This is a genomic window from Enterococcus sp. AZ188, from assembly GCF_050544075.1.
In the GTDB taxonomy this organism is placed as follows: Bacteria; Bacillota; Bacilli; order Lactobacillales; family Enterococcaceae; genus Enterococcus_D; species Enterococcus_D entomosocium.
Genome location: NZ_CP172943.1, coordinates 2,204,967 through 2,227,209, shown reverse-complemented (window position 1 = coordinate 2,227,209; position 22,243 = coordinate 2,204,967). Strand labels below are relative to the sequence as shown.

The following is a 22,243-nucleotide window of genomic DNA, read 5'->3' as shown; positions in this document are numbered from 1 at the left end:
ATTTCATAGATTGATGAAATTATTGACGGAAAGAGTTTTGAGAAAATTGTTATAATTTAGTTAATCTCGTTCAGATTTTCTAATAAAAAAGCCATTTTAAGATAAAAAAAACTGTTTGCTTGGTTTTTTTATCAGTGAATCACAAATGAGGGGATTTAATAAGGAGGAAGAGTATGAAGAAAACGAAGTTTGGCATGATTACTTTATTGGCAGCGCTTGTTTTAGGGGCTTGCGGACAAAGTAACGGAGGTGGAACAGGTTCGACAGATACAGGAGAGTCGTCATCAGACGCTGCAGCATCAGATATCAGCACATTACCGCTAGCGGTAGTCAATGATGATGAAGTGATTGAAGGTGGAGTTTTAGACGTTGCTGTAGTAATGGACACTCAGTTCCAAGGATTATTCCAGTGGGAGTTCTATCAGGATGCCTATGACCGTGACTTTATGTTACCAAGTCATGAATATCTATTCTTACAAGATGAGGATTTTAAGATTATTGATGGTGGACCTGCAGACTTAGACTTGGATGTCGAAAACAATAAAGCGACGATCACATTACGTGATGAACTAAAATGGTCGGACGGGGTAGATGTTACAGCCGAAGATGTCATTTTTTCTTATGAAGTCATTGGTCATCAAGACTATGATGGCGTTCGCTACAATAATGACTTTACTAATATTGTTGGAATGGAAGAATACCATAGCGGTGAAGCAGATACGATTTCTGGGATCACAGCAGTTAGCGATAAAGTAGTTGAGATCGAATTTAAGGAAATGCATCCTGGAATGCAGCAATCCGGTGGAGCAATTTGGAACGCGGCATTACCAAAACATACCTTTGAAGGTATTGAAGTAGCAGATATGCCATCCAGTGATCCTGTACGGACAAACCCAATTGGTTTTGGTCCTTACAAGATGACGAATATCGTACCTGGGGAAACCGTAGAGTATGTTCCGAATGAACATTATTATGGGGGAACACCAACATTAGAAAAAATTGTGATGCGTAATGTTCCATCTGCATCGATCAATGAAGCACTAAATGCAAAACAATATGATTTAGTATTGAAAATGCCAACAGATACGTTCGATACGTATCAAGATATGGATGGCTACCAAATGTTAGGACGACCAGAACAATCTTACACCTATCTTGGTTTTAATTTAGGAACATGGAATGACGAAACAAATAGTGTTGATTTTGATCCAAACGCAAAAATGGCCAACAAAGCATTGCGTCAAGCAATGGGCTATGCTATCGATAATGATGCGATTGGTGAGCGTTTCTACCATGGCTTGCGTTCAAATGGTACAACATTGATCCCACCGGTTTATGGTAGTTTGCACAGCACTGATGTGGAAGGTTACCACTTAGATATGGATAAAGCAAATCAACTCCTAGATGATGCTGGCTTTATCGATGTTGATGGTGATGGCTTCCGGGAAGATCCAGATGGCAATAAATTAACCATCAATTTTGCTTCAATGTCAGGTGGAGAAGTGGCACAACCACTGGCAGATTACTATGTCCAACAATGGCAAGAAATCGGTTTGGATGTCCAATACTCTACAGGACGTTTGATCGACTTCCAAGCATTCTATGACAATTTGAAAAATGATGATCCAGATATCGATGTTTTCCAAGCTGCTTGGTCTACTGGATCAGATCCATCACCAACTAGCTTATGGGGACCAAATTCAGCCTTTAACTACACTCGTTACGAGTCTGAACGCAATACAGAATTGTTAGCAGCCATCGATTCAAATGATTCCTTCGATGAAGAAAAACGTAAAGAAGCATTTGATGCATGGCAAGAATATGCATTTGAAGAAGCGTTTGCTATTCCGACATTGTACCGTAACCAAGTTTTGCCGGTCTCTGATCGTGTCGCAAACTTTACGTGGGCATATGATCCAGATCATAATCCATGGGCACGAGTTGGAGTGACTTCAGAATCTCGCTAATCGATTTGTTGAATCACTGAAATCAAAAAAGAACAACGCTTTTGTCGTTTTCTGAAAAGCCAGCTCAGTTTACTTCTATAGTTAACCGGAGGGATGAGTTGTGCAAAATCAAATCTGGGTCAAGATAAACCAGATACGTTTTAAGATTTTAGCCCGAAAACCAGTTAGGTCTACGCACCTAACTGGTTTTTTGTGTACAAGTTAGGCTAGCATTTGACTGAAAAACGCCTGTCCTTCAATAAGCAGACAGGCGTTTACGAAAAAGATAAATCATGTTTGTAAGGATATAGGATGATTCAAAGGGAAAAATGTTAAATGGAGATATTCGTCACGGTATGAATCAAGTTTTGCAGGTCATTTTTATGGTTCTGGTAACCGGCTTGTTCGATAACGATTAAGCTGTTTCTTAACACTTCTTTGTTTAATTGAGAAGATTGCAAATAGGAGTAAATTTCTTGATACAAGACTTGATGGATTTTCAAATAAAAATACAGAGGTGTATTAGGCAAGGGATGAGACAAAAGCAGAAACTTGTTAAGCAGATAGGAATCCTTACTTTCACTGGCAAAGGCGCAGCCATTTAAGATCACAACACTTAACAAATTTGCATAAAAGGGATCATTGGCATAGCGAAGAATTTTTTTGATCCCATGATCTAAATAGTAACTGATGGTTTCTTGGTCGAAAATAAATAACAAATTTGAGAATAAGTTCAACTCAAAGCGCCCCCAGGTTTCGATATCAAACAAGTATTGCTTTACCAGTTCAACTTCTTGGGTGTAAGCTCCTCGATTCATCAGAAATGATTCACGGTTGAGCAGCAGCAGGCCTTGGACATACAAAGAATAATAAAAAAAATTTTGTGTCTCAAAGTAGCGTTCCTCAAGGCTAGTCAAGTAGTCGATAGTCAGTGTTCGATCATAATATCGGGTATAGAAATCTTGCACCAGCTGACGTTTCTGACCAGTGGCTTCGCTGTCGATCAACAGACTGAACTCATGAACCGTGATATTCATTTTGTCTAAGTAGTCAAACAAGGTTTGTGAAGAGAGATTTGTTTTGCGATTTTCGAAAGAAGAAAGGGTGGTGCGAGAGGAAATACCTTCGGCAAGCTTGGCTTGCGAGATTTTGCGATCTGTGCGCAGTTTCTTGATTAAAGAGCCTTGCTGTTTCATGGGGGACCTCCTTAATTGTGACGCATTTCTGAACAATGTGATTTTAATAACATGTTATCAAATATAATAGGGTATAGCAAATAATAAAGGAGGTCGTTTTTCATGGAATTTGAACCATTTGGTCCTTGGGAAATCAACCCATTTAAAAACTAGTACAGGCTTTCATTTAGATACTTGTCATTGAAGGATCAGTGACAGATTGATAAATGAAATTTAGTTTACGTCCTGCTTTTTTCGCGGCGAACTGCGAACATTCTAAGCAGGAAAGAGAAGATCTTGAAGAATCGAAAGGTTATTTGGTTGATTCCCCCACTCAAAGAGACCTTTTCGTTTGTGGAAGTCATGAAACGCATGAATCGCGCAAGGTGGTCAGTCCCATTGAATGTCTGTCATGCACCAGACCTTCCCCAATTTTCTGATTCTTTGTGATTGATCGTCTTTCAAGCATCATACTTCCAGCTATGACCGTAATGCACGAAGATTACGGTTTTTTTGTGGTCTTATTGTGCTACACAGTAAACCATGTATTTCAAGTGAACTAAAAGACCAAAGCTAGACAAGAAATTCAGTGAGAAAGATAGTGAAAAAAAGTCAAAATCAAAAAAAGAAAAACGTTTGCAAAAAAAGTGTTGACATTTTTTCTCAGAATGAGTACTATTATCTCAACGGAACACGAGAGTGTTCTCATTACTGGATTCGTTACTGTTCGGCAGGCAAGACCAGAGGAAAAAAGTGCATTGATTACCCAAAGTTTCTTGGGTTGTACACTTTTTTGCTTTGGTCTTCTTTTTTTGCTCCATTATTTCTATTCGCTAAAAAAGAACCGGTTCCAAGGTAAGGTCCAGTCATTGATCATCAAAGGAGGGGAGAAGTAAAACGCAATGAAGTGCCAGCTAGGTTTGACGATATCCTGCAGTACTGCCTGGAGCAGACATTCACCTCGTCACTTAATGGCAAGTCAGAGAAAGAAAAAAATACAAGACCTTCTGCATAGACGTCAAACGATGCAAAGTTGTGTATGCGCTATGCTGATCAAGGAGGATCGTTCGTGAAGATTATCAAGAGGATCAACAACAATGTTGTACTTTCAAAAGAAGATGAAGTTGAAGTGATCCTAATGGGAAAAGGGATCGGCTTTCAAACGAAACCGGGTGACCTGATTCCGGCTGAGCGAATCGAAAAAAAATACTACCCAGAAGATGACTTGACAGTGGAACATATGTCGAAAGTCATGACGAAGGCTGACGAGAAACAAATGGCCGTCATTTATGAAATCGTGCGTCTTTTTCGGGAAAGTGTTGGAACCGATTTCAATCCAAACGTTTATTTCACACTGATGGATCATATCTTGTTTGCCATCAGTCGTCAAAAGCAAGAAATTGTTTTGACCAATCCCATGCATTGGGAAATCAAGAAAATCTATGCCAAGGAATATGCGGTCAGTGTCCAAGCGGTCGAGTTGATCCGCAAAGAGCTGTATCCCGATTTTTCGCAAGAAGAAGCTGCGTTTATCACTTTGCATTTCGTCAATGCGCAAATTGAAAAAAGCGCCAATCAAAGTGCCTATGAGCACACCGAGTTGACCAACAATATTTTACGGATCGTTAAGTATAGCATGAACATCGAGTACGATGAGAATTCTTCCTACTTCCAACGGTTTGTGACCCACATTCGCTATTATTTAATTCGACAAAGTCAAGAAAAAGAAGAGCCAGTATTGGCTAATCCGATGATTGCCTTGGCTTTCAGCAGCTATCCGAAAGAAAAAGAAACCGCAGATTCGATCAAAGAATACTTATTTGAACAAAAGGGCTGGCATGTCAACGATATGGAATTGATGTATTTGATTCTGCATATCGGTAACTTAGCCGCTCACTCAAAATTAACCTAAGAATGGAAATGGATTCGTTACAGTTCGGCTGGCAAGACCTGCACTTTCTTACAATACTCGTTGAGGAGACCCGTCTCGTTTTTTATGGGTGATACTCCTGCTTGTTTATTGTAGAAATGGCCGGTCTTTTTATTTTTATTAAATGATCTATTAAAAAGGAGAAATCAAAATGGCAAAATATACTGAATTAGCACAAGACATTTTGGCCCACGTTGGCGGCAAAGAAAATGTCTCTTCTGTAAAACACTGTGTGACTCGCTTACGTTTCCACTTAAAAGACGAAAGCAAAGCAGACACAGATTATTTGCAAAAACGTGACGGTGTCGTGACCGTTGTCAAAGCAGGCGGACAATACCAAGTGGTTATCGGTAATCATGTGCCAGATGTTTACGATGAAGTGCTGAAAGTCGGCGGATTAGCCGATGGCGGCAGTCTTGATATCGACGAAGGCGACGAAAAGAAAGGCAGTTTGTTTGACCGCTTTATCGATGTCATCTCAAGCTTGTTTCAACCGTTCTTAGGTCCATTAGCGGCAGCCGGTATTTTAAAAGGGATCACGGCGCTACTTGCAGCAACTGGGATGGAAGCGACCAATGGAATCTATGTAGTAATGAATACCCTAGGCGATGGTTTGTTCCAATACTTACCTATGATCTTAGCCGTAACTGCTGCAAAGAAATTCAAGATGAATACCTATACAGCATTAGCGATTGCAGGTGCGATGGTCTATCCTGGTTTAGCAGAAAGCGTTGCTGAAGCGAGCAAAGTCTTTGGTCTAACCTTGACCTTACCAGCAGGTGGCTACTTTAATAGCGTATTGCCGATTATTTTAGCGATTTTTGTCGCTTCGAAAATTGAACAGTTTATGCGCAAAGTTACACCTGATGTAGTCAAAATGTTTGTGGTTCCTTTTGTAACGATTTTGATCACTGTGCCGTTGACCTTCTTTGTGGTAGGTCCAGTCGCAAATACAGCATCTAGCTGGATCGGTATTGCTTTCCAAGCGGTTTATGATTTCAGCCCAATCATTTATGGATTTGCTTTAGGGGCATTATGGCAAGTATTGGTAATGTTTGGTCTTCACTGGGGTCTTGTGCCATTGGCGATCATGGATATGGCGCAAAACGGCTCTTCGATTATTTTGACCGCCGCAGTGCTACCATGTTTCACGCAAACGGGTGTGCTAGCAGCGATTTGGTTGAAAACGAAAGAACCAAAAGTCAAACAAGGCGCAATGCCAGCATTGATCTCATCGATCTTCGGTGTGACTGAACCTGCGATCTACGGTTATACTTTGCCAATGAAAACACCATTTATCGTTTCTTGTTTAGTTTCAGGTTTCGTTGGTATCTACTTGTCAATCTTTAACGTTACTGGTTACGCAATGGGCGGTATGGGTATCTTCTTGTACCCTGCATATATCGATCCAGCAACAGGCAGCTTCCATAGCGTGATCCACTTAGCCATCGGTACAGTTATTGCAATCGTAGCGTCATTTATCATCATGATGTTATTGAAAGTACCAACTTTGTATACAACTGTTGATTCACCAGTCGACGGTCAAGCAACACCAGCAGCACCAGCACCAGAAGTAAAAACCGTTTCTGCCAGCGTCAAAGATGAAACAGTCAAAAGCCCAGTAACCGGTCAAGTGGTTGCTTTAGCAGATGTGGAAGACAAAGTCTTTTCTTCAGGTGCTATGGGAAAAGGGATCGCCGTTGAACCAGCGATCGGTGAAATCACTGCTCCAGCAGATGCAGAAGTCAAAATCTTGTTTCCAACAAAACATGCCATCGGCTTAGTCACTGAGGATGGGACAGAATTATTGATCCACATCGGCATGAATACGGTGGAACTTGAAGGCAATCACTTTACTGCCTACATCAACCAAGGAGACAAAGTCAAAGCCGGTCAAAAATTGATCTCTTTTGATACTGAAGCGATTCGTGCGGAAGGCTATTCCTTACTGACACCAGTCATCGTCACAAACTCTAACGACTACAGTGACATCCAAACGACACAGTCAAAAGAAGTAACAGCGAACGACAATTTGATCGAAGTCGTAAAATAAATGCGTTTATCGGCACGTCGTAGGATCAGTAAGAATGCTTTCTTACTGATCCGCTGTGTCGATCAATAAAGAAAAAGAAAGTAGGCTAATCATGACAGAAAAACAATTTCCAAAAGGCTTTTTATGGGGCGGCGCCACTGCAGCCAACCAATTTGAAGGAGCATGGAACGAAGGCGGACGTGGCCCAGCGACATCCGATACGGCGATCGCTGTCAAACCAGAAGACCGTAAAAACATGGCAGAATTTGCTGCACCAATGACTCGGGAAAAAGTCTTGTTTGCCTTAAATGACAAAGAGGGCTTGTATCCAAAACGTTGGGGATCAGATTTCTACCATCGTTACAAAGAAGATATCGCCTTGTACGCAGAGATGGGCTTTAAAACGTTCCGTCTGTCCATCGCTTGGTCAAGAATTTTTCCAAATGGTGACGATGTTCAGCCAAATGAAGAAGGCTTGCAATTTTATGACAACGTATTTGATGAGTGTGCAAAATACGGGATCGAACCCTTAGTGACCCTCTCTCACTACGAAACACCTATCGGGATCGCGTTAAACTATGGCGGCTGGAAAAATCGCCAAGTGATCGATTTGTTCGTCAAATACGCAGAAACTGTGTTGACCCGCTACAAAGACAAAGTCAAATATTGGTTGACCTTCAATGAAATCAATATCATGGGGATCTCTGGCTATGTTGGCGGTGCCTTGTTATCCGAAGATGGCACGCAAAACCTTTCTGACATGTATCAAGCTGTGCATCATCAATTTGTGGCTTCTAGTTTAGCAACAAAATTTGCCCACGAAATCAATCCTGATATCAAAGTAGGGATGATGTTGGCACGGATGCAAGCCTACCCAGCTACACCAAATCCAGCAGATGTGATGGAAGAAATCAAGCGTGACCACGAGAATCTCTTCTTCTCTGATGTCCAAGTTCGTGGGAAGTATCCAGCGTATACGAAGCGCTTCTTTAAAGAAAACGGCATCGAAGTGACCTTCGAAGATGGCGATTTAGACATTCTTGCGCAATACCCTGTCGACTTCATGTCCTTTTCTTACTACATGAGTTCTATTGCCCGCCACAATCCTGAAGAAGGCGGCGAAGCAACGGCCGGCAACTTTTCTTTAGGCGAATCAAACCCATACTTGGAAGCCTCTGACTGGGGGTGGCAAATCGATCCAATCGGCTTGCGTGTGACTTTGAATAACTTGTACGACCGCTACCAAGTACCATTGTTTATCGTTGAAAACGGCTTAGGTGCCTTGGATACGGTGGAAGAGGATGGTTCGATCCATGACAGCTATCGAATCGATTATTTGAAGGCGCATATCGAACAAATGTATGAAGCGATCGAAGATGGTGTGGAATTGATGGGCTATACGCCTTGGGGTTGTACCGACTTAGTTTCGGCTTCAACGTCAGAAATGTCGAAACGCTACGGCTTTGTCTATGTAGACGCGGATGATGAAGGAAACGGTAGCTTTGACCGTTCCCGTAAAGATAGTTTTTACTGGTACAAAGAAGTCATTGCTACCAATGGCGGTAGTTTGTTACAGGATTAAAAAATAAACCAAAGCGGCTCTCAAAAAAGAGAGCCGCTTTTTTGTTGTGCTCGGTAAAAAAAGAAGAGAAAGGGGGTTAGCAGCTGCCATGCTAGAAAGATCAATGAAACAGTCAACGCCCATTTTTTCATTTTGGGCTTAGGCACAACGGCTTCGGGCATCAAATAGACAAGAGAGAATACTGTAAGAAAAAACAACAGGGTCAGTGGTTGGACGACAAAGGTCAGCCAGTTCATAGGGCAAGCTCCTTTTATGAGGATTGATGATTTGTTCTTTCGTGTTATTATTTTGCAAATTCATTATATATTTAGTTCGTTAAAAAGGCAAGGAGCTCATGGAATAACGATTGTGTGCAGGAAGGGGGGAGAAAAACGAGTGGCACATCCTTGTATTTTGATTCGAATCTTTCTAGAGTAACACAGTAAGCTTGAGGTTAGAATCAGAACTAGCAATAAAAAAGCCCCTTTTCAGGGGAGGGGAGTTCTTTAAAAAGATAGGAAGAAACCCGTGTATTTGATGAAGCTATTGGTCCCTAGTTACTGGGGACCTGACTAATTTACGTGGAAAACCCGCCACTGTCATTCACCGTTTTCTGATCCTCAAGTAGAAAATAAAACAAAGAAGACTAGCCGAAATCAAGAAACCCATAAAATAGAAAGTTAGCTGCATGTCAGGCATCGTATAGGAATACTCTAAAATCTTACAAACAAAGATCACTAAAGAAACCGTGATGGATAAGGAAACCCATGTGAAACGCGGCAATCGTTTCGTTACGATGATCAATCCTAACGAAAAAAAGATGACTGGTACCCAAAAGATCAAGCGAGCAAGTTGGATCATTTTATCTCTCCTCATTCAAATTGATTTGAGTAAAAGGATAGCTTACAACGTTTGTTATTAAAAATAATAACCATTGTTTCTGAGCATTTTTTCGGAAATTGTGTTTTCAACTTAAAGCATGGGCGTAATGCTGTTCTTTAAATTCTTTTGGTGTTTGCCCCGTAACTGCTTTGAAATTGCGGATAAAATGGCTTTGATTGGCAAAGGCTAATTGGGTGCTGATTTTTTCGTAGGAATAGTCTGTGAACAACAATAAATGTTTGGCTTCACTGATTTTTCGTTCCTGAATGTAACTGTGGATCGTTTTGTTCATTTCTTTTTTGAACTGATTACATAGATGGGTCTTATGTTTTTGAGTGATGGCTGCGAGGTCATCAATGGTCACTTTTTCATAGAGATGGCTGTCGACATAATTAACAATCGTCTTGACCAACAGTGATTTTTGCGCCAGCGGATAGCTATGCAGAAGCTCCATAAAGCGGTAGGTGGCTTCTTTGATATAGCGGAGGCACTCCTCGGCAGAATGAATATAAACCAGACCTTGGATCAATGAATCAGATAAGCCGAATGCTTGGTTGACTGGTACTCCTTCATCAATGCTCATGCGGGTCACGACAGCGACAAAGGCCGAAAACTTTAGTTTTAAGCCTTCCAGTTCATGAGGGGAAAGGGAAACACTGTAGGTCTCTTTCATTTTGTTAAATACCCAGACTACTTTTTCCGGCTCGTTTCGTTTGATGTAGTCAAGATAGCGCAATTCAAAATGATAGGAATCAAAGGTAGCTTCATGCACACGGCGTTCATAAAGATTGGTTTCCAAGCTAAGATCTGTTTGCATGGATCGGTCGTGGGATTCAGTTTGGTAATGCCAATGGATTTGGTCTTTTGCCAACGGCTGCTCCGCAAACAGCGTATAAAGCAGCTGGATGTATTCTTCAAAGGAGTATTTGTCTTCTTTGGAATAGTGCACATTGTAGTGGTATTCATGTTCAAGAAATAGGTAAGACGTATCTGGTGTACCAATCACTCCACAGGGTCCGATGACCATATAACAGGTTTTTCCAGCTAACTGAAACGCAAAACAACCAAGCATATATTTGCCGAAATGATAGAGATTTGCAACTGGGCCGTTCGTTTCTTCCAAATAGTGTTTCAGAGGATTCTTGGCTGTTAAGGTGAGTGGGGGATACAGCGGAGTCCCTTCTTGATCCAAGAGAATCATCGGGATCAAATATTTGCGATAAAGCAGATCCATGGCGGTCGTAAGTGTTGTTTTGTTCATGAGACACCTCAAAGTCCAAACATTGTTTTTTCTTTTAGTATAACGTAAATTTTTTAGCATTCAATAAACAATTTATTATAAACACTAGTTTTTTAGTATATCTAAGGAAGGATTCTTTCTATAATTCAGATGAATAAAACGGTTACAGGAAGGAGTAAACATGGATAGTAAAAAATTGAAAGAATTGTTTCAGCAATTGACGCCAGAAGAAAAAATCGCTCAGACGATTCAATTGAATGGCAGTTTAGTCATTGAAAATGAGGTGATGACTACTGGCCCGATGCAAGATTTAGGGCTTCCACCAAATTTGAAGATTCACGAGATTGGTTCGATTTATAATGTGAACGATTACCAAAAATTGATTCAGTTACAGAGGGAAACGTTAGCACACAGCCGACTCAAGATTCCTATGCTGTTTATGTCGGACGTCATCTACGGGTTTCGGACCATTTTTCCGATTCCCCTTGCCCAAGCAGGTTCCTACGATTTTAATTTGATCGAGCAAGCCGCTGAGATGACCGCCAAAGAATGTTACCAAAATGGCCTTCATGTGATCTTTTCACCCATGCTGGATCTTGTTCGCGATCCTCGCTGGGGCAGAGTGATGGAGTCGCCAGGAGAGGATGTGTATACGGCAAAACGTTTTGCTAAAAGCGTCGTGACCGGCTACCAAGGCAATCTTGATCAAGGAGTGGCAGAAAATCACGTTGCTGCTTGCATCAAACATTTTGCTGGTTATGGTGCACCCGAAGCGGGCAGAGAATACAATACGGTCGATATGTCCAATCAGCGCTTATTCAATGAATATTTGCAACCCTATCAAGCGGCGATCGAAGCCCAAGCACTGCTAGTGATGACAGCCTTCAACCTATTGAATGGTGAACCTGCAACGGGTAGCCGCTGGTTGAACCGAGAGATTTTGCGCGAACGTTTCGGTTTTGATGGGGTACTGGTCTCCGATCATGCCGCCATCAAAGAATTGGTCCCCCACGGTTTTGTCAAAGATGAACGGGAGGCCGCTCAGAAAGGTTTGGAAGCGGGCGTTGATTTTGATATGATGACATCGGTCTATGCAACTTACTTACCAGAACTGATCAAGCAACCTGAACTCGCGGCTTTATTAGACGAAGCAGTTTGGCGTATTCTGGTATTAAAAAATCAACTAGGACTGTTTGAAGACCCTTATCGAGGGTTGAAAACGCAACAGACGGGAGAAGTTTTGTCGGATGAAGCCAAAGAGCTAGCCGTTAAGCTAGTAGAAAAAAGCTGTGTGCTGTTAAAAAATGAGGGCAGCTTACCTTTGAAAAAGGACCAAACCGTCGCTGTGATCGGTCCTTATGGAGAAAGCCGGTTGACCTTAGGTTTTTGGGCGTCAGTCAGCGGCAAGCCACAAGACACGATTCCTTTAAAATCCGGTTTGCTGCAGCATTTCGCACCCGAAAACTTGATCTTTGCTCGTGGATACAATCTATTCGACTCGTATGAGCAATTTGGTCCTTTAAAAGCCGGGATCGAACAGCTGAATGGACCGATCGAACCAGAAGATCAGTTGCTTTTGGAAGCTATGGAAGCCGCCGAAGCCGCCGAAGTTATCGTCTTGACTTTTGGAGAGCAGTTTTTGGAGAGCGGCGAAGGGGCATCAAAAGCTCATTTGCAGCTGCCATTGAAACAAATTCGTTTGATCCAAGCGTTGAAAAAGACTGGCAAGCCTTTGATTGGCGTGCTTTACACTGGCAGACCGTTAGTCTTAACACAAGTGGAAGCATTATTTGATAGTCTGTTGCTCGTATGGTATCCAGGAACGATGGGCGGGATCGGGATCGCCAATCTGTTGAGTGGGCAGGCTTCTCCGACGGCAAAACTGGCGATGACCTTTCCTCGTAGTGAAGGACAGATCCCACTATACAGTGCCCAGCTGCCAACGGGCAGACCTTTGACAGATAGTGAGCATTCTGATCGCTTTTTGTCAAAATACCGCGATGAATCAAATGAACCCTTATTCTCATTCGGAACAGGTCTTAGTTATAGTTCGTTTACTGGAGAATGGCTTGGTAGTGAAGTATTTAGCGAGACGATCCAATTGGCTTATCGAGTGAAAAACCAATCAGCAACAGCTGCAGAAACCGTCATTCAACTTTATCTCATGCAGCGTCCAGCGGCAGTGGTTCGTCCAAGTCGCCAATTAATCGCAAGTGACCTCATCTCATTCGCGCCCCAGGAAGAAAAAGAGCGCAGATTGTCATTGCCATTGTCAGAACTTGTTTTCTATGACAATCAAGGGAAGAAACACATAACCAAAGGTACTTATCGATTTCTAATGCGGATCGATCAAAAAGAAACGATGCTTAGTGTAACGATTTAAACTAAAGGAGTGAGAGAAAATGGAAAAATTAGAAGCATTTTTAAGTAGCAAACTATTACCAATGTCACAAAAATTACAACAAAACAAAGTATTGGCCGCTTTGATGGAGGGTTTTATTCGAACAAGTCCCATCACTTTAGGAATTGCGTTTATCACGATCATTGGAAATTTTCCGATTCCCGGTTGGACGGACTATTTGACGAAAATTGGCATCTTCCAGCATGTTGAAGCGATCACCAACGGAGCAACTGGCGTTTTTGCCTTGTATGTTGTATACAGTTTGGCGTATTCTTACGCAAAACAATTAGGAAGCAATGAACGCAATTCAGCGATTATTTCTTTAGCTAGTTTCATTATGTTGATGCCACAAACCGTCGCAACAACTGTCATGCAAGATGGCCAAGCAGTGGAACAAACGATTGGTGCCTTGAAGCTTGATTTCTTAGGCGGACAAGGACTGTTTATCGGCATGCTGACCGCTTTGTTGGTCACTCGCTTTTATGCTTTCTTATCGAGAAAAAACATTATGATCAAGCTACCGGATAGTGTTCCCCCAATGGTAACCCAATCTTTAGCACCAGTGTTTGTTGTCACGATCATTTTTGCAGTCGTCTTTGTCTTACGTGTCTTATTTGGGTTTACTTCATCCGGTTCGATTTTCCAATTCTTTATCGATGTGATCAATGCGCCGTTGAACTCCTTAGTTGCTAGCCCGCTATCGATCATCATCATTATGGAATTATTAGCTGTTTTATGGTTTTTCGGAATTCATAATGCAGTTTTACAAGGACCGCTCGGGGCGATTAGTATGACCATGGTCGTTTCAAATATTGCCGCTTACCAACAAGGACAAGCGCTGCCTTATCTGATTCCTTCAGTGATTTATATGGGCATGTATGCTGCTGGCTTCATGGGCTTTGTGACCTTCTTTATGATCCGCAGCAAATCGGCAAAAATGAAACAATTAGGAAAATTGTCGTTTATCCCGTCGATCTTTAACATCACAGAGCCAATCATGTTCGGGATGCCGATTATTTTGAATCCGTTGTTCTTTATTCCGCAAGTCTTTACACAATTGATCGCTGGCTTTGTGACCTGGGGATTGGCAACAACGATCCTCCCAATCAGCTTGAATCCAACCATGAGTCTATTGCCATGGACCACACCGACTTTTATCAAAATGCCCTTTTCAGGAGGGCTTAACTACACGATCTTAATGATCATCTGTATGCTGATCGGTATTGTTATGTGGTATCCGTTTCTAAAAATTGCGGATAAAAAAGAGTACGAATTAGAAATGGCTGCTGAAAAAAAGCAAGCAAGTGAAGCAGCAAAAATGACAGAAAAAGTCGTGGAAGAAATTCAAGCGTAAACAAAGGAAGTGGCACATTTGGTTTATTTAGGAATTGATATCGGTGGGACGCACATCAAAACGGGATGGGTTGAAAACAATGAAGTCACCGACGGACGAAGTTTTCCCACCCCGGCAACGCTGGCGGCATTTAGTGAAACTATCAAAACGATCCTCCAAAGCTATGCCCGTCAAGTTTCTTTCACGAAAGTGGCTATCGCAGTCCCTGGTTCAGTTAATGAAACAGGGACGGTCTTCTTTGGTGGTGCCTTGCCATACCTTGATGGGGTAAATTTGCCAGAATTGATCTGCCAGTTAAGCGATGGCATGGTGACAGAGGTTACTGTCGAAAACGACGCAAAAGCCGCCGCGCTAGGGGAAATGAAAGCCGGCAATCTGCAAGGGATCCAAAATGGTGCGGCGATCATTTTAGGAACCGGCGTGGGAGTTGGTCTTTGTCTCAATGGAAAACTCTATCGTGGGCATCATGGACAAGCTGGTGAAGTCAGTTTTATGATTCGTGACCGACAAATGAGAGGCGCGGACTCTTTTGTGGGGATCGGTCTTTCGGCTGTCGGATTAATTGAGCGTTTGGCTGCTAGTATGGCTATCGCGCCTGATGGTCCTTTGGTCTTTGATACCCTTACGAAAACTGCTGATCCTGAGGCAGAGGCTTTATTTTTAACTTATACCAAAGAAGTCGCTGTCTTGTGTTTCGATCTTCAGTGTCTTTTAGCTCTGGAGAAAATCGTTATCGGTGGCGGGATCAGCCGTCAGCCACGCTTGATCGAAGCCATAGCTAGCAGCTATCAAACTATTTTTAAAACCGCACCAATCATTGAGAAAACGCTGCAGCCAGTTGCGATCCAAGCCGCTTATTTTCAAGCGGACGCCAATTTGATCGGCGCAGCCAAGGAGGAACCGTGGGATGAGTAAATTTCCGGAAGCATTTTTGTGGGGAGCATCCACTAGTGCTTATCAAGTAGAGGGCGCATGGGCAGAAGACGGCAAAGGTCCCTCAGTGCAAGATATCAAAGAGATTCCGCAAGGGACCACTAATTTTAAAGTAGCATCAGATCACTATCACCGATATGAAGAAGATGTGAAATTGTTTAAAGAATTAGGGTTAAAAGCCTATCGTTTTTCCATATCATGGAGTCGAGTCATGCCCGATGGTCAGGTCAACCCAGCAGGATTGGCGTTTTATCAAAAACTGATCGATCTGCTACTAGAAAACGAGATTCAACCGATCGTCACCGTTTTCCATTTTGACCTGCCCGTTGCGATCGCGAAGCAAGGTGGGTGGGAAAACCGAGAGACGATCCAAGCATTTGCTGATTACTGCCAAGTACTGTTCGAAAACTTTGGTCATCAAGTACCGCTATGGCAAACCATCAACGAGCAAAATGTGATGGCACTTGCTGGTTCGGTCATTGGTACGAGTCAAAAATCCATGAAAGAAAAATTTCAAGAAAATCACCATATGCTAGTGGCCCAAGCATTGGTGACCCAACAGTTTCATGCCGGTAATTTTAGCGGCAAGATTGGCCCAGCACCGAATATCGCCAGTGTCTATCCAGCTTCTGAAAAACCAGCCGATCAGCTGGCAGCTCTTTCTATGAGTGCGCTGAGAAATTGGTTATTCCTAGATGCGGCTGTTTTCGGCACATACAACCATAACGCATGGCATTTGTTAGAGACGATTGGTGCAGCACCGACAGTCACTGAAGCAGATCGAAAGATTTTGGCAGCTGGAACATGTGATTACATCGCATTGAATTATTATAATACGATGACCGTCAGCAGCTATTTTCAAAAAGAGACAAAACTCGATCAACAGTCTGGTTTCGGGATTCCTGGCTTTTTCCAAGTAGTAGAAAACACCCATTTGCCCATGACTGAATTCGGTTGGCCTATTGATCCAGAAGGCTTTCGCTTTACGTTGAACGAAATCTATTCCCGTTATCGTCTGCCTCTTTTGATCACGGAAAACGGAATCGGTGCCAAGGATGTTTTGACAACTGATGGTAAAATCCACGATGATTATCGCATCGACTACTTGCAGCAGCACATAAAACAGATGGCATTGGCGATCGAAGACGGTGTCGATGTGATCGGCTATTGCCCGTGGAGTGCCATTGATCTCGTCAGTACTCACGAAGGCATCGCTAAACGGTACGGGTTTATCTATGTCAATCGTACGGACGATCAGCTGTTGGACTTGGCGCGATACAAGAAAGATAGTTTTTATTGGTATCAAAACGTTATCGATAAAAACGGGTTAGGAGAGTAAGCGATGTTTTTTCAGGAATATCTATTTGATCCAGAAGCGCAAGCCGGTTTGACAGTGTACCTGCATGAGGAAAAAGCCGAGTATGAACGGGTGGGCGATCGTCCGTTTGTCTTGGTGATTCCCGGTGGCGGCTACTCCTTTTGCAGTGAGCGGGAAGCTGAGCCAATTGCCTTAAATTTTGCTGCCCAAGGCTTTCACGCCGGGGTCTTACGCTATCATGTAGGGACACATCGCAGTTTCAGCCATTCCTTAGCAGATGCAGAAAAAGCGATTACTAAAATCCGAGAACTTGCAAGTGAATGGGGAATCGATGCCGAAAAAATCGCTGTGATCGGCTTTTCTGCCGGCGGCCATTTGGCAGCGGCGTTATCAACACTCTCCTCAATGAAACCGAGCTTATGTATTTTAGGCTACCCAGCGATATTGTCTTCATTTGCTACTGTGATGAAGATCGATGCCCCTTCATTAGAGGAATGTGTCACAAAAGATACGCCGCCCACCTTTTTGTTTTCAACCTTTGAAGACAATGTCGTTCCTATCGAAAATTCATTGGCGTATCTGCAGGCCCTAGAAGATCACGAGGTTCCCTTTGAAAGTCATATTTTCCAAAAAGGACGTCACGGTCTTTCTTTGGCGACCGAACGCTTCGGTAATCGTAAAGAAATGGTTGATCCACGTTTTGCCCGTTGGTTTGATGAATGCGTCGAATGGCTAGAGTTGAACTGGGCAGATAAAGTTGCCCAGCCAGCTTTGTTTCCTGATTTAGGGCAGTGGCCAATTCGGGCATTACTCGAGTCAGGTGAAAACAAACGCTTGCTGTTGCAGGCTTTTCCATCATGGGCAGACAAAAGCCGCTTAAAAATCGTAAAAAACATCAGCTTGCAGCAACTACTAACGATCATGCCAGAAGCTTTTGAGAATGTTTCTTATCAAGCGCTTGTTTTGCAGCTGATTGATCCTAGAAAGGAAGAGTAAAAATGAAAGCAATCCTGGTCCATGAAAGCTATAAGGCTTCAACAGAATTGATCACCCAAGAGCCACAAGCGATTGAACAGTTATCAGCTGTTCGTAACAGTACTGCTGCTTGTCAGTTGCTGCTGCACGATGGCAACCGCAATCATTATATTATTGGCGACGAGTTTTCGATCCCCGATGAAATCGAGATTCCCATGATACGCGTTGAGATTTTTAGCGAATTGCCGGTCAAAGCGCAATTCGTCGACTATTATGTCGGTCAGCAGGAATTGGCGTACGCCGATAAATTACTTGAACGAACTGCCAAAACCTATCCTGGCGATCGCTTTGCGCCTCTTTATTTGGAGTGGCAGATCGATGAGACGATCAAACCGCAAGCTTATCCTGTGAAAATCAAGGTCTATCGGGCACATCTGACTAGCCAAGAGGAGTGCTTGTTAGAAAAGAACCTAACGATTGAAGTGGACGCTTTTACTTTTCCAAAAGATTATTTAGAGACGTTCCACTTAAATATGTGGCAGCAGCCCAGCAATTTGGCTCGCACCTTTGACGTTCCGTTATGGAGCGATGCCCACTTTGACTTGATCAAGGAAATGGCTGAGAGTCTCGCTGTGATCGGACAAAAAGCGATCACAGTGATCGCCGGAGAGATTCCTTGGAAGGGCTGGTTCAATTACATCGTCAAAGATTATCCCGCCAATTTATATGAGTATTCGATGGTAAAGGTCAAAAAGACGCCAGACGGAGAACTTTCCTGCGATTTTTCTGTGCTGACACGTTACCTTGATTGTTTTTTTGCTGCGGGTATCAAAGAAGAAATTGACGTGTTTGGTTTATTAGGGGTCTGGGAACCGCCATTTTTTCCGTTAGTCAACTTGGACCATCCAGAAAAATTGGTGATTCGCTTTTATGATGAAGGGAAAGGCGCCTTTGGCTTTATTAATCAAAAAGCTGAGTTGCAGGAGTATCTACGCCAAGTATTTGATTATTTTAAAGGAAAGAATCTGTGGGAGAAGGTTCGCATCGTTTCTGACGAACCGAAGAAACATCAAATCGACAGTTTCCGAGCCTCGTTAGCTGTTTTAAAAGAAATTGATCCGTCGATCCAGATCAAAGCTGCTTTTGATAAAGAAGACGTGTTATTTGAGCTGCTGCCAGTGATCGATCATCCTGTGACTTCCTATTACTGTACTTGCAACCATTACGAAACACTAGCACAAAGCCATCCGGGCAAGATGCAGTACTATGTCTGCAATTATCCGGACAAACCAAATACCTTTTTGCATAGTCCCCTGTTAGAGACGCGAATGCAAGGAATCTTATCGTATCAGTTCAAAACAGACGGCTTTCTGCGTTGGGCCTACAATTGCTGGCCAGAACATGCTCGGTCCGATATTCGGTACAATACGAGCTCACTACCGATCGGTGATCTTTGTTTCGTCTATCCTGGCAATCACGGACATTTATTGTTGTCCCTAAGGTATAAACAACTACAGCGGGGGATTGAAGATTTCTATCTCTTGAAGACCGCTCAAGCTGCACAACCGCATCAAACCGACGCCGTAGTAGCAGATTTTCTTAAAGTTACAGACACGAAACACTGGATGATCGACAGCCATCACAGTCATCCCGATGTTTTTCTACAGACCGCGGAGGAGATTGAGGCCTTTCATCGGGCCCTCCTCGAACTGCTAGAAAAGTAGCAAAATCAAACACTGCACCCAGAAATTTCACTACGATTTTCCAGAAGAATAGTGAGATACCTGTGGGCGTTTTCACTACTGATTCACGCAGCTTTTTCGTTTTACTAGGCATCTGTTTTCTTACAGATGCTTTTTTTCTGGTGAGCGTTTCGTTTTTCATTCCCTCCATCTTCCTTTACACTTTTAAGTAAGGTCATAACAAACTATGACAAATAGAAGTAGAAATAATCAAGGAGGAAACGAGCATGTCAGAAAAAATCAACAATCCGTTAACGAAGTATTATGATGGCAAATTTGAAAAACAGGTGCAAGAAGCACCGGCAATTCAAGGAAAGATGCAGCCAGTACCTGATTGCGGGGAAGAAAGCTACGCAGGTTCAGGCAAATTAGCTGGACGCAAAGCATTAGTGACCGGTGGTGATTCTGGTATTGGTCGAGCAGCAGCGATTGCTTTTGCCAAAGAAGGCGCCGATGTTGCAATCAACTATCTTCCTTTTGAAGAAGAAGACGCGCAAGAAGTCAAGGCAGTCATTGAAAAAGCCGGACGCAAAGCAGTTTTGATCCCAGGAGACTTGAAAGATGAAACTTTCGCTCGTCAATTGGTTCATGAAGCAGCCAAAGAATTAGGCGGGTTAGATACGTTGGTTCTAAATGCTGGGATGCAACAAGCGGTGAAGGACATCAAAGAGTTGACTACACAACAAATTCAAGATACCTTTACAACGAATATCATCTCGATGTATTGGACAGTCCAAGAAGCGTTGGATTATCTGCCAGCTGGTGGGAGCATCATCACGACCACTTCGATCCAAAGTGCGGAGCCTAGTGCCCATCTTTTAGACTATGCAGCCACGAAAGGTGCTATTACTTCCTTTAGTAAAGGGCTAGCTGCTCAATTAAGTGAAAAAGGCATTCGGGTCAATACGGTGGCTCCGGGTCCAATCTGGACACCACTTCAAATTTCGGGTGGACAGCCACAATCTGCGATCCCAGAATTTGGTCAAAAAGAACTGATGAAACGTGCTGGACAACCAGTCGAATTAGCACCAGTCTATGTTTTCTTAGCCTCTGATGAAGCAAGTTATGTAACTGGTCAAGTTTACAGTGTAACTGGCGGTAGCTTCTTCGCTTAAAATTCCTAGGACTAAAATAGTAGAAAAAAAGCTCGAGCAAAGAGGCTCGGGCTTTTTTTGCGGATGAAAATGGAATCGGCAACTTATTTTCCTTGTTCGGCAAACATCTTGGTCATCATCAGTTGATTGATCTTTGCAAAAACGGCTGCCCACTCTTGCTCGGCTTGCAGGTTAGACAGTAAGACTAATTTTTCGGAAAACATCACTTCTTCATAATTATCCGTGATCAATAAATCTGCGGCTTCCATTTGTTTGACGAAAGTCACAGAAGCTTTAGAATAAATCGAACGAATCCTCGTCTCAATCATTTGCTTTGTGCGGTATTGAATCGTCGTTTGAATATAGATCGACACGGTCGGGGGCGTATTCATCTGTGTTTCCAAATACAAGAGATGAGCCAGATAAGGCAACTGTGTCTGTTCAAAATACTCTTTATCCAAGTCAGCAAATGGATACTTTTCAACATGGGTCAGTAAAAGTGTGCAGATTGCTTCATAGGTTCTGTCTTTGGAAGGAGCATTTTCAGTCAACAGTTGGTGTTCTAGCTGCCACACTTCCAGAAGATCGATGCCGATAATGATCGATAGATTGAAGACCAGCATACAGCTGCTTAATAATTTTTCGAATTCGGCGGCTTCCTGACTTGGAGCAAAGGTATCGTGCCAATCTTTGATCATTGCAGTGAAAAAGCGCACAAGATCAGTATCAGAATGTTTGATCTCTTGGATGATCGTTTGATTCTTTTCTTGGGGAACAACCCCTGGCAAAAAGACATGCAAAAAGAAATTCAAGTAAAGATACTCTGACTGAAGCATCTTTTCTGAGGCATAATCGGCACTCAAAAAAAGTGATTCGAGAATTTCTTCTGGTAAAAAACAATAGAAATTCATCAATCCCATGTATTTTTCAGGAATCGGCGGTAAATATTTTTTCTGGATCGTTCGGCTGACCACTGCTTGCCAAAATGCAGCGAGTTTATTTTTCGTCAACGGATCAAAGTGAGAAACAGCAAAGAATGCCGTAAATTCTTCGACATTTTTATGGGAAACACTCGGCAAAAGCCACAAATCAGCAGGCGCACTTTGGGTCAAGAAACTGTAGGTGAAAATACGGATATCAAGCTCTTTTCCAGCAAGAACGATGCGATTATTCAGGTCTGTTCGAATTCGGATTTGAAATTTTTCCAATAGTTGGTTGATTTTCTTGATCAACCGATACATATGCGATTGGCTGACATGCAAATCCAAACATAATTGAGTCAAGGTCATTTGCGGGCGCCCAATCAAGTAATGAATCAGGTTGTATTGTGTGGAGTTGAGCAAGTAATGATACATCAATTGTGCATAGAAAGGTTCATCATCCTCTGTTCGATCAAGAAAATACTGATTGTAATGATTTTTTGATAGAAGCAGGTGAGGTGAGAGCAGCTGCAAATCTTCATTTAAAAAATAGATATATTTTTGCAGGCTTTTTTGCGGGATATTCAAAACTTCTGACAGTTGGACCAATGTCACTCCGTTGGAATTGCAGACAACTTTGAAAATCTCTAATTTCTTTTCTTCTGCGGGAGAAATGAATTCTCGATACATAAGGGATTCTCCTTTTTGGCGTTTTTTTTACGCTAAATCTGTGAACCGTA

Annotated in this window: 16 protein-coding genes; 11 read left to right on the top strand and 5 right to left on the bottom strand. The window is 42.6% G+C overall.

Going from position 1 to position 22,243, the window contains the following annotated elements:
- The first annotated feature begins 173 nt into the window (after nt 1–173).
- Nucleotides 174–1,967 (top strand): oligopeptide ABC transporter substrate-binding protein, encoded by a 1,794-nt coding sequence (locus IGI86_RS10455; protein ID WP_430617250.1) that lies wholly within the window; start codon nt 174–176, stop codon nt 1,965–1,967.
- 311 nt (nt 1,968–2,278) lie between these two features.
- Here the strand turns inward: IGI86_RS10455 and IGI86_RS10450 are convergent, their stop codons facing one another.
- The gene (locus tag IGI86_RS10450) at nt 2,279–3,142 is read right to left on the bottom strand and encodes a helix-turn-helix domain-containing protein (protein ID WP_008378664.1); all 864 of its coding nucleotides are present in this window, start codon (nt 3,140–3,142) and stop codon (nt 2,279–2,281) included.
- A 1,048-nt stretch (nt 3,143–4,190) separates the two neighbouring features.
- Here IGI86_RS10450 and IGI86_RS10445 point away from each other — a divergent pair.
- The 3 genes from IGI86_RS10445 (at nt 4,191) to IGI86_RS10435 (ending at nt 8,665) form a co-directional block, all read left to right on the top strand.
- Nucleotides 4,191–5,033: a PRD domain-containing protein gene (locus IGI86_RS10445; RefSeq protein ID WP_008378663.1), complete on the top strand. Its 843-nt coding sequence runs from the start codon at nt 4,191–4,193 to the stop codon at nt 5,031–5,033.
- Between the two features lie 169 nt (nt 5,034–5,202).
- A complete protein-coding gene (locus tag IGI86_RS10440; RefSeq protein WP_016613444.1) occupies nt 5,203–7,104 on the top strand; it encodes a beta-glucoside-specific PTS transporter subunit IIABC in 1,902 nt (633 codons plus the stop codon).
- Between the two features lie 91 nt (nt 7,105–7,195).
- Nucleotides 7,196–8,665, top strand: a complete 1,470-nt coding sequence (locus IGI86_RS10435; protein ID WP_008378658.1) for a glycoside hydrolase family 1 protein — start codon at nt 7,196–7,198, stop codon at nt 8,663–8,665.
- Between the two features lie 20 nt (nt 8,666–8,685).
- Here IGI86_RS10435 and IGI86_RS10430 read toward each other — a convergent pair whose 3' ends face one another.
- The 3 genes from IGI86_RS10430 to IGI86_RS10420 form a co-directional block, all read right to left on the bottom strand.
- Nucleotides 8,686–8,901: a hypothetical protein gene (locus IGI86_RS10430; RefSeq protein ID WP_061054308.1), complete on the bottom strand. Its 216-nt coding sequence runs from the start codon at nt 8,899–8,901 to the stop codon at nt 8,686–8,688.
- 346 nt (nt 8,902–9,247) lie between these two features.
- Nucleotides 9,248–9,505 (bottom strand): hypothetical protein, encoded by a 258-nt coding sequence (locus IGI86_RS10425; RefSeq protein WP_005235163.1) that lies wholly within the window; start codon nt 9,503–9,505, stop codon nt 9,248–9,250.
- A gap of 106 nt (nt 9,506–9,611) precedes the next feature.
- Nucleotides 9,612–10,847 carry a helix-turn-helix domain-containing protein gene (locus IGI86_RS10420; protein ID WP_016613441.1) on the bottom strand — a complete coding sequence of 412 codons (1,236 nt, stop codon included), beginning with the start codon at nt 10,845–10,847 and terminating at the stop codon, nt 9,612–9,614.
- Nucleotides 10,848–10,947: 100 nt separating this feature from the next.
- On the opposite strand from IGI86_RS10420, the gene IGI86_RS10415 reads away from it, so the two are divergent.
- The 7 genes from IGI86_RS10415 to IGI86_RS10385 all read left to right on the top strand — a co-directional run bounded on the left by IGI86_RS10415 (nt 10,948) and on the right by IGI86_RS10385 (nt 20,604).
- Nucleotides 10,948–13,149 carry a glycoside hydrolase family 3 N-terminal domain-containing protein gene (locus tag IGI86_RS10415; RefSeq protein WP_422708805.1) on the top strand — a complete coding sequence of 734 codons (2,202 nt, stop codon included), beginning with the start codon at nt 10,948–10,950 and terminating at the stop codon, nt 13,147–13,149.
- Nucleotides 13,150–13,168: 19 nt separating this feature from the next.
- Nucleotides 13,169–14,521: a PTS sugar transporter subunit IIC gene (locus IGI86_RS10410; protein ID WP_016613439.1), complete on the top strand. Its 1,353-nt coding sequence runs from the start codon at nt 13,169–13,171 to the stop codon at nt 14,519–14,521.
- Nucleotides 14,522–14,530: 9 nt separating this feature from the next.
- Nucleotides 14,531–15,436, top strand: coding sequence for an ROK family protein (locus tag IGI86_RS10405; RefSeq protein WP_061054304.1), 906 nt, complete (start codon nt 14,531–14,533; stop codon nt 15,434–15,436).
- A complete protein-coding gene (locus tag IGI86_RS10400; RefSeq protein ID WP_061054303.1) occupies nt 15,429–16,793 on the top strand; it encodes a glycoside hydrolase family 1 protein in 1,365 nt (454 codons plus the stop codon). Before IGI86_RS10405 ends, IGI86_RS10400 begins: the two co-directional genes overlap by 8 nt.
- Nucleotides 16,794–16,796: 3 nt before the next feature.
- Complete coding sequence (locus tag IGI86_RS10395) at nt 16,797–17,768, top strand: alpha/beta hydrolase (protein WP_061054302.1); 972 nt, start codon at nt 16,797–16,799, stop codon at nt 17,766–17,768.
- A 2-nt stretch (nt 17,769–17,770) separates the two neighbouring features.
- On the top strand, nt 17,771–19,471 hold the full coding sequence (locus tag IGI86_RS10390) for a DUF4091 domain-containing protein (protein WP_061054301.1): 1,701 nt from the start codon (nt 17,771–17,773) through the stop codon (nt 19,469–19,471).
- Nucleotides 19,472–19,716: 245 nt separating this feature from the next.
- Nucleotides 19,717–20,604, top strand: coding sequence for an SDR family oxidoreductase (locus tag IGI86_RS10385; RefSeq protein ID WP_005235175.1), 888 nt, complete (start codon nt 19,717–19,719; stop codon nt 20,602–20,604).
- Between the two features lie 83 nt (nt 20,605–20,687).
- Here IGI86_RS10385 and IGI86_RS10380 read toward each other — a convergent pair whose 3' ends face one another.
- Complete coding sequence (locus IGI86_RS10380; RefSeq protein ID WP_086373085.1) at nt 20,688–22,193, bottom strand: helix-turn-helix domain-containing protein; 1,506 nt, start codon at nt 22,191–22,193, stop codon at nt 20,688–20,690.
- Nucleotides 22,194–22,243 lie beyond the last annotated feature (50 nt).

Bases quoted from the DNA above. Each gene is read 5' to 3' on its own strand.
- IGI86_RS10435 (WP_008378658.1), top strand. From the start codon at position 7,196: ATGACAGAAAAACAATTTCCAAAAGGCTTTTTATGGGGCGGCGCCACT.
- IGI86_RS10430 (WP_061054308.1), bottom strand. From the start codon at position 8,901: ATGAACTGGCTGACCTTTGTCGTCCAACCACTGACCCTGTTGTTTTTT.
- IGI86_RS10450 (WP_008378664.1), bottom strand. From the start codon at position 3,142: ATGAAACAGCAAGGCTCTTTAATCAAGAAACTGCGCACAGATCGCAAA.
- IGI86_RS10440 (WP_016613444.1), top strand. From the start codon at position 5,203: ATGGCAAAATATACTGAATTAGCACAAGACATTTTGGCCCACGTTGGC.
- IGI86_RS10400 (WP_061054303.1), top strand. From the start codon at position 15,429: ATGAGTAAATTTCCGGAAGCATTTTTGTGGGGAGCATCCACTAGTGCT.
- IGI86_RS10390 (WP_061054301.1), top strand. From the start codon at position 17,771: ATGAAAGCAATCCTGGTCCATGAAAGCTATAAGGCTTCAACAGAATTG.
- IGI86_RS10415 (WP_422708805.1), top strand. From the start codon at position 10,948: ATGGATAGTAAAAAATTGAAAGAATTGTTTCAGCAATTGACGCCAGAA.
- IGI86_RS10420 (WP_016613441.1), bottom strand. From the start codon at position 10,847: ATGCTAAAAAATTTACGTTATACTAAAAGAAAAAACAATGTTTGGACT.
- IGI86_RS10455 (WP_430617250.1), top strand. From the start codon at position 174: ATGAAGAAAACGAAGTTTGGCATGATTACTTTATTGGCAGCGCTTGTT.
- IGI86_RS10395 (WP_061054302.1), top strand. From the start codon at position 16,797: ATGTTTTTTCAGGAATATCTATTTGATCCAGAAGCGCAAGCCGGTTTG.
- IGI86_RS10380 (WP_086373085.1), bottom strand. From the start codon at position 22,193: ATGTATCGAGAATTCATTTCTCCCGCAGAAGAAAAGAAATTAGAGATT.
- IGI86_RS10385 (WP_005235175.1), top strand. From the start codon at position 19,717: ATGTCAGAAAAAATCAACAATCCGTTAACGAAGTATTATGATGGCAAA.
- IGI86_RS10425 (WP_005235163.1), bottom strand. From the start codon at position 9,505: ATGATCCAACTTGCTCGCTTGATCTTTTGGGTACCAGTCATCTTTTTT.
- IGI86_RS10410 (WP_016613439.1), top strand. From the start codon at position 13,169: ATGGAAAAATTAGAAGCATTTTTAAGTAGCAAACTATTACCAATGTCA.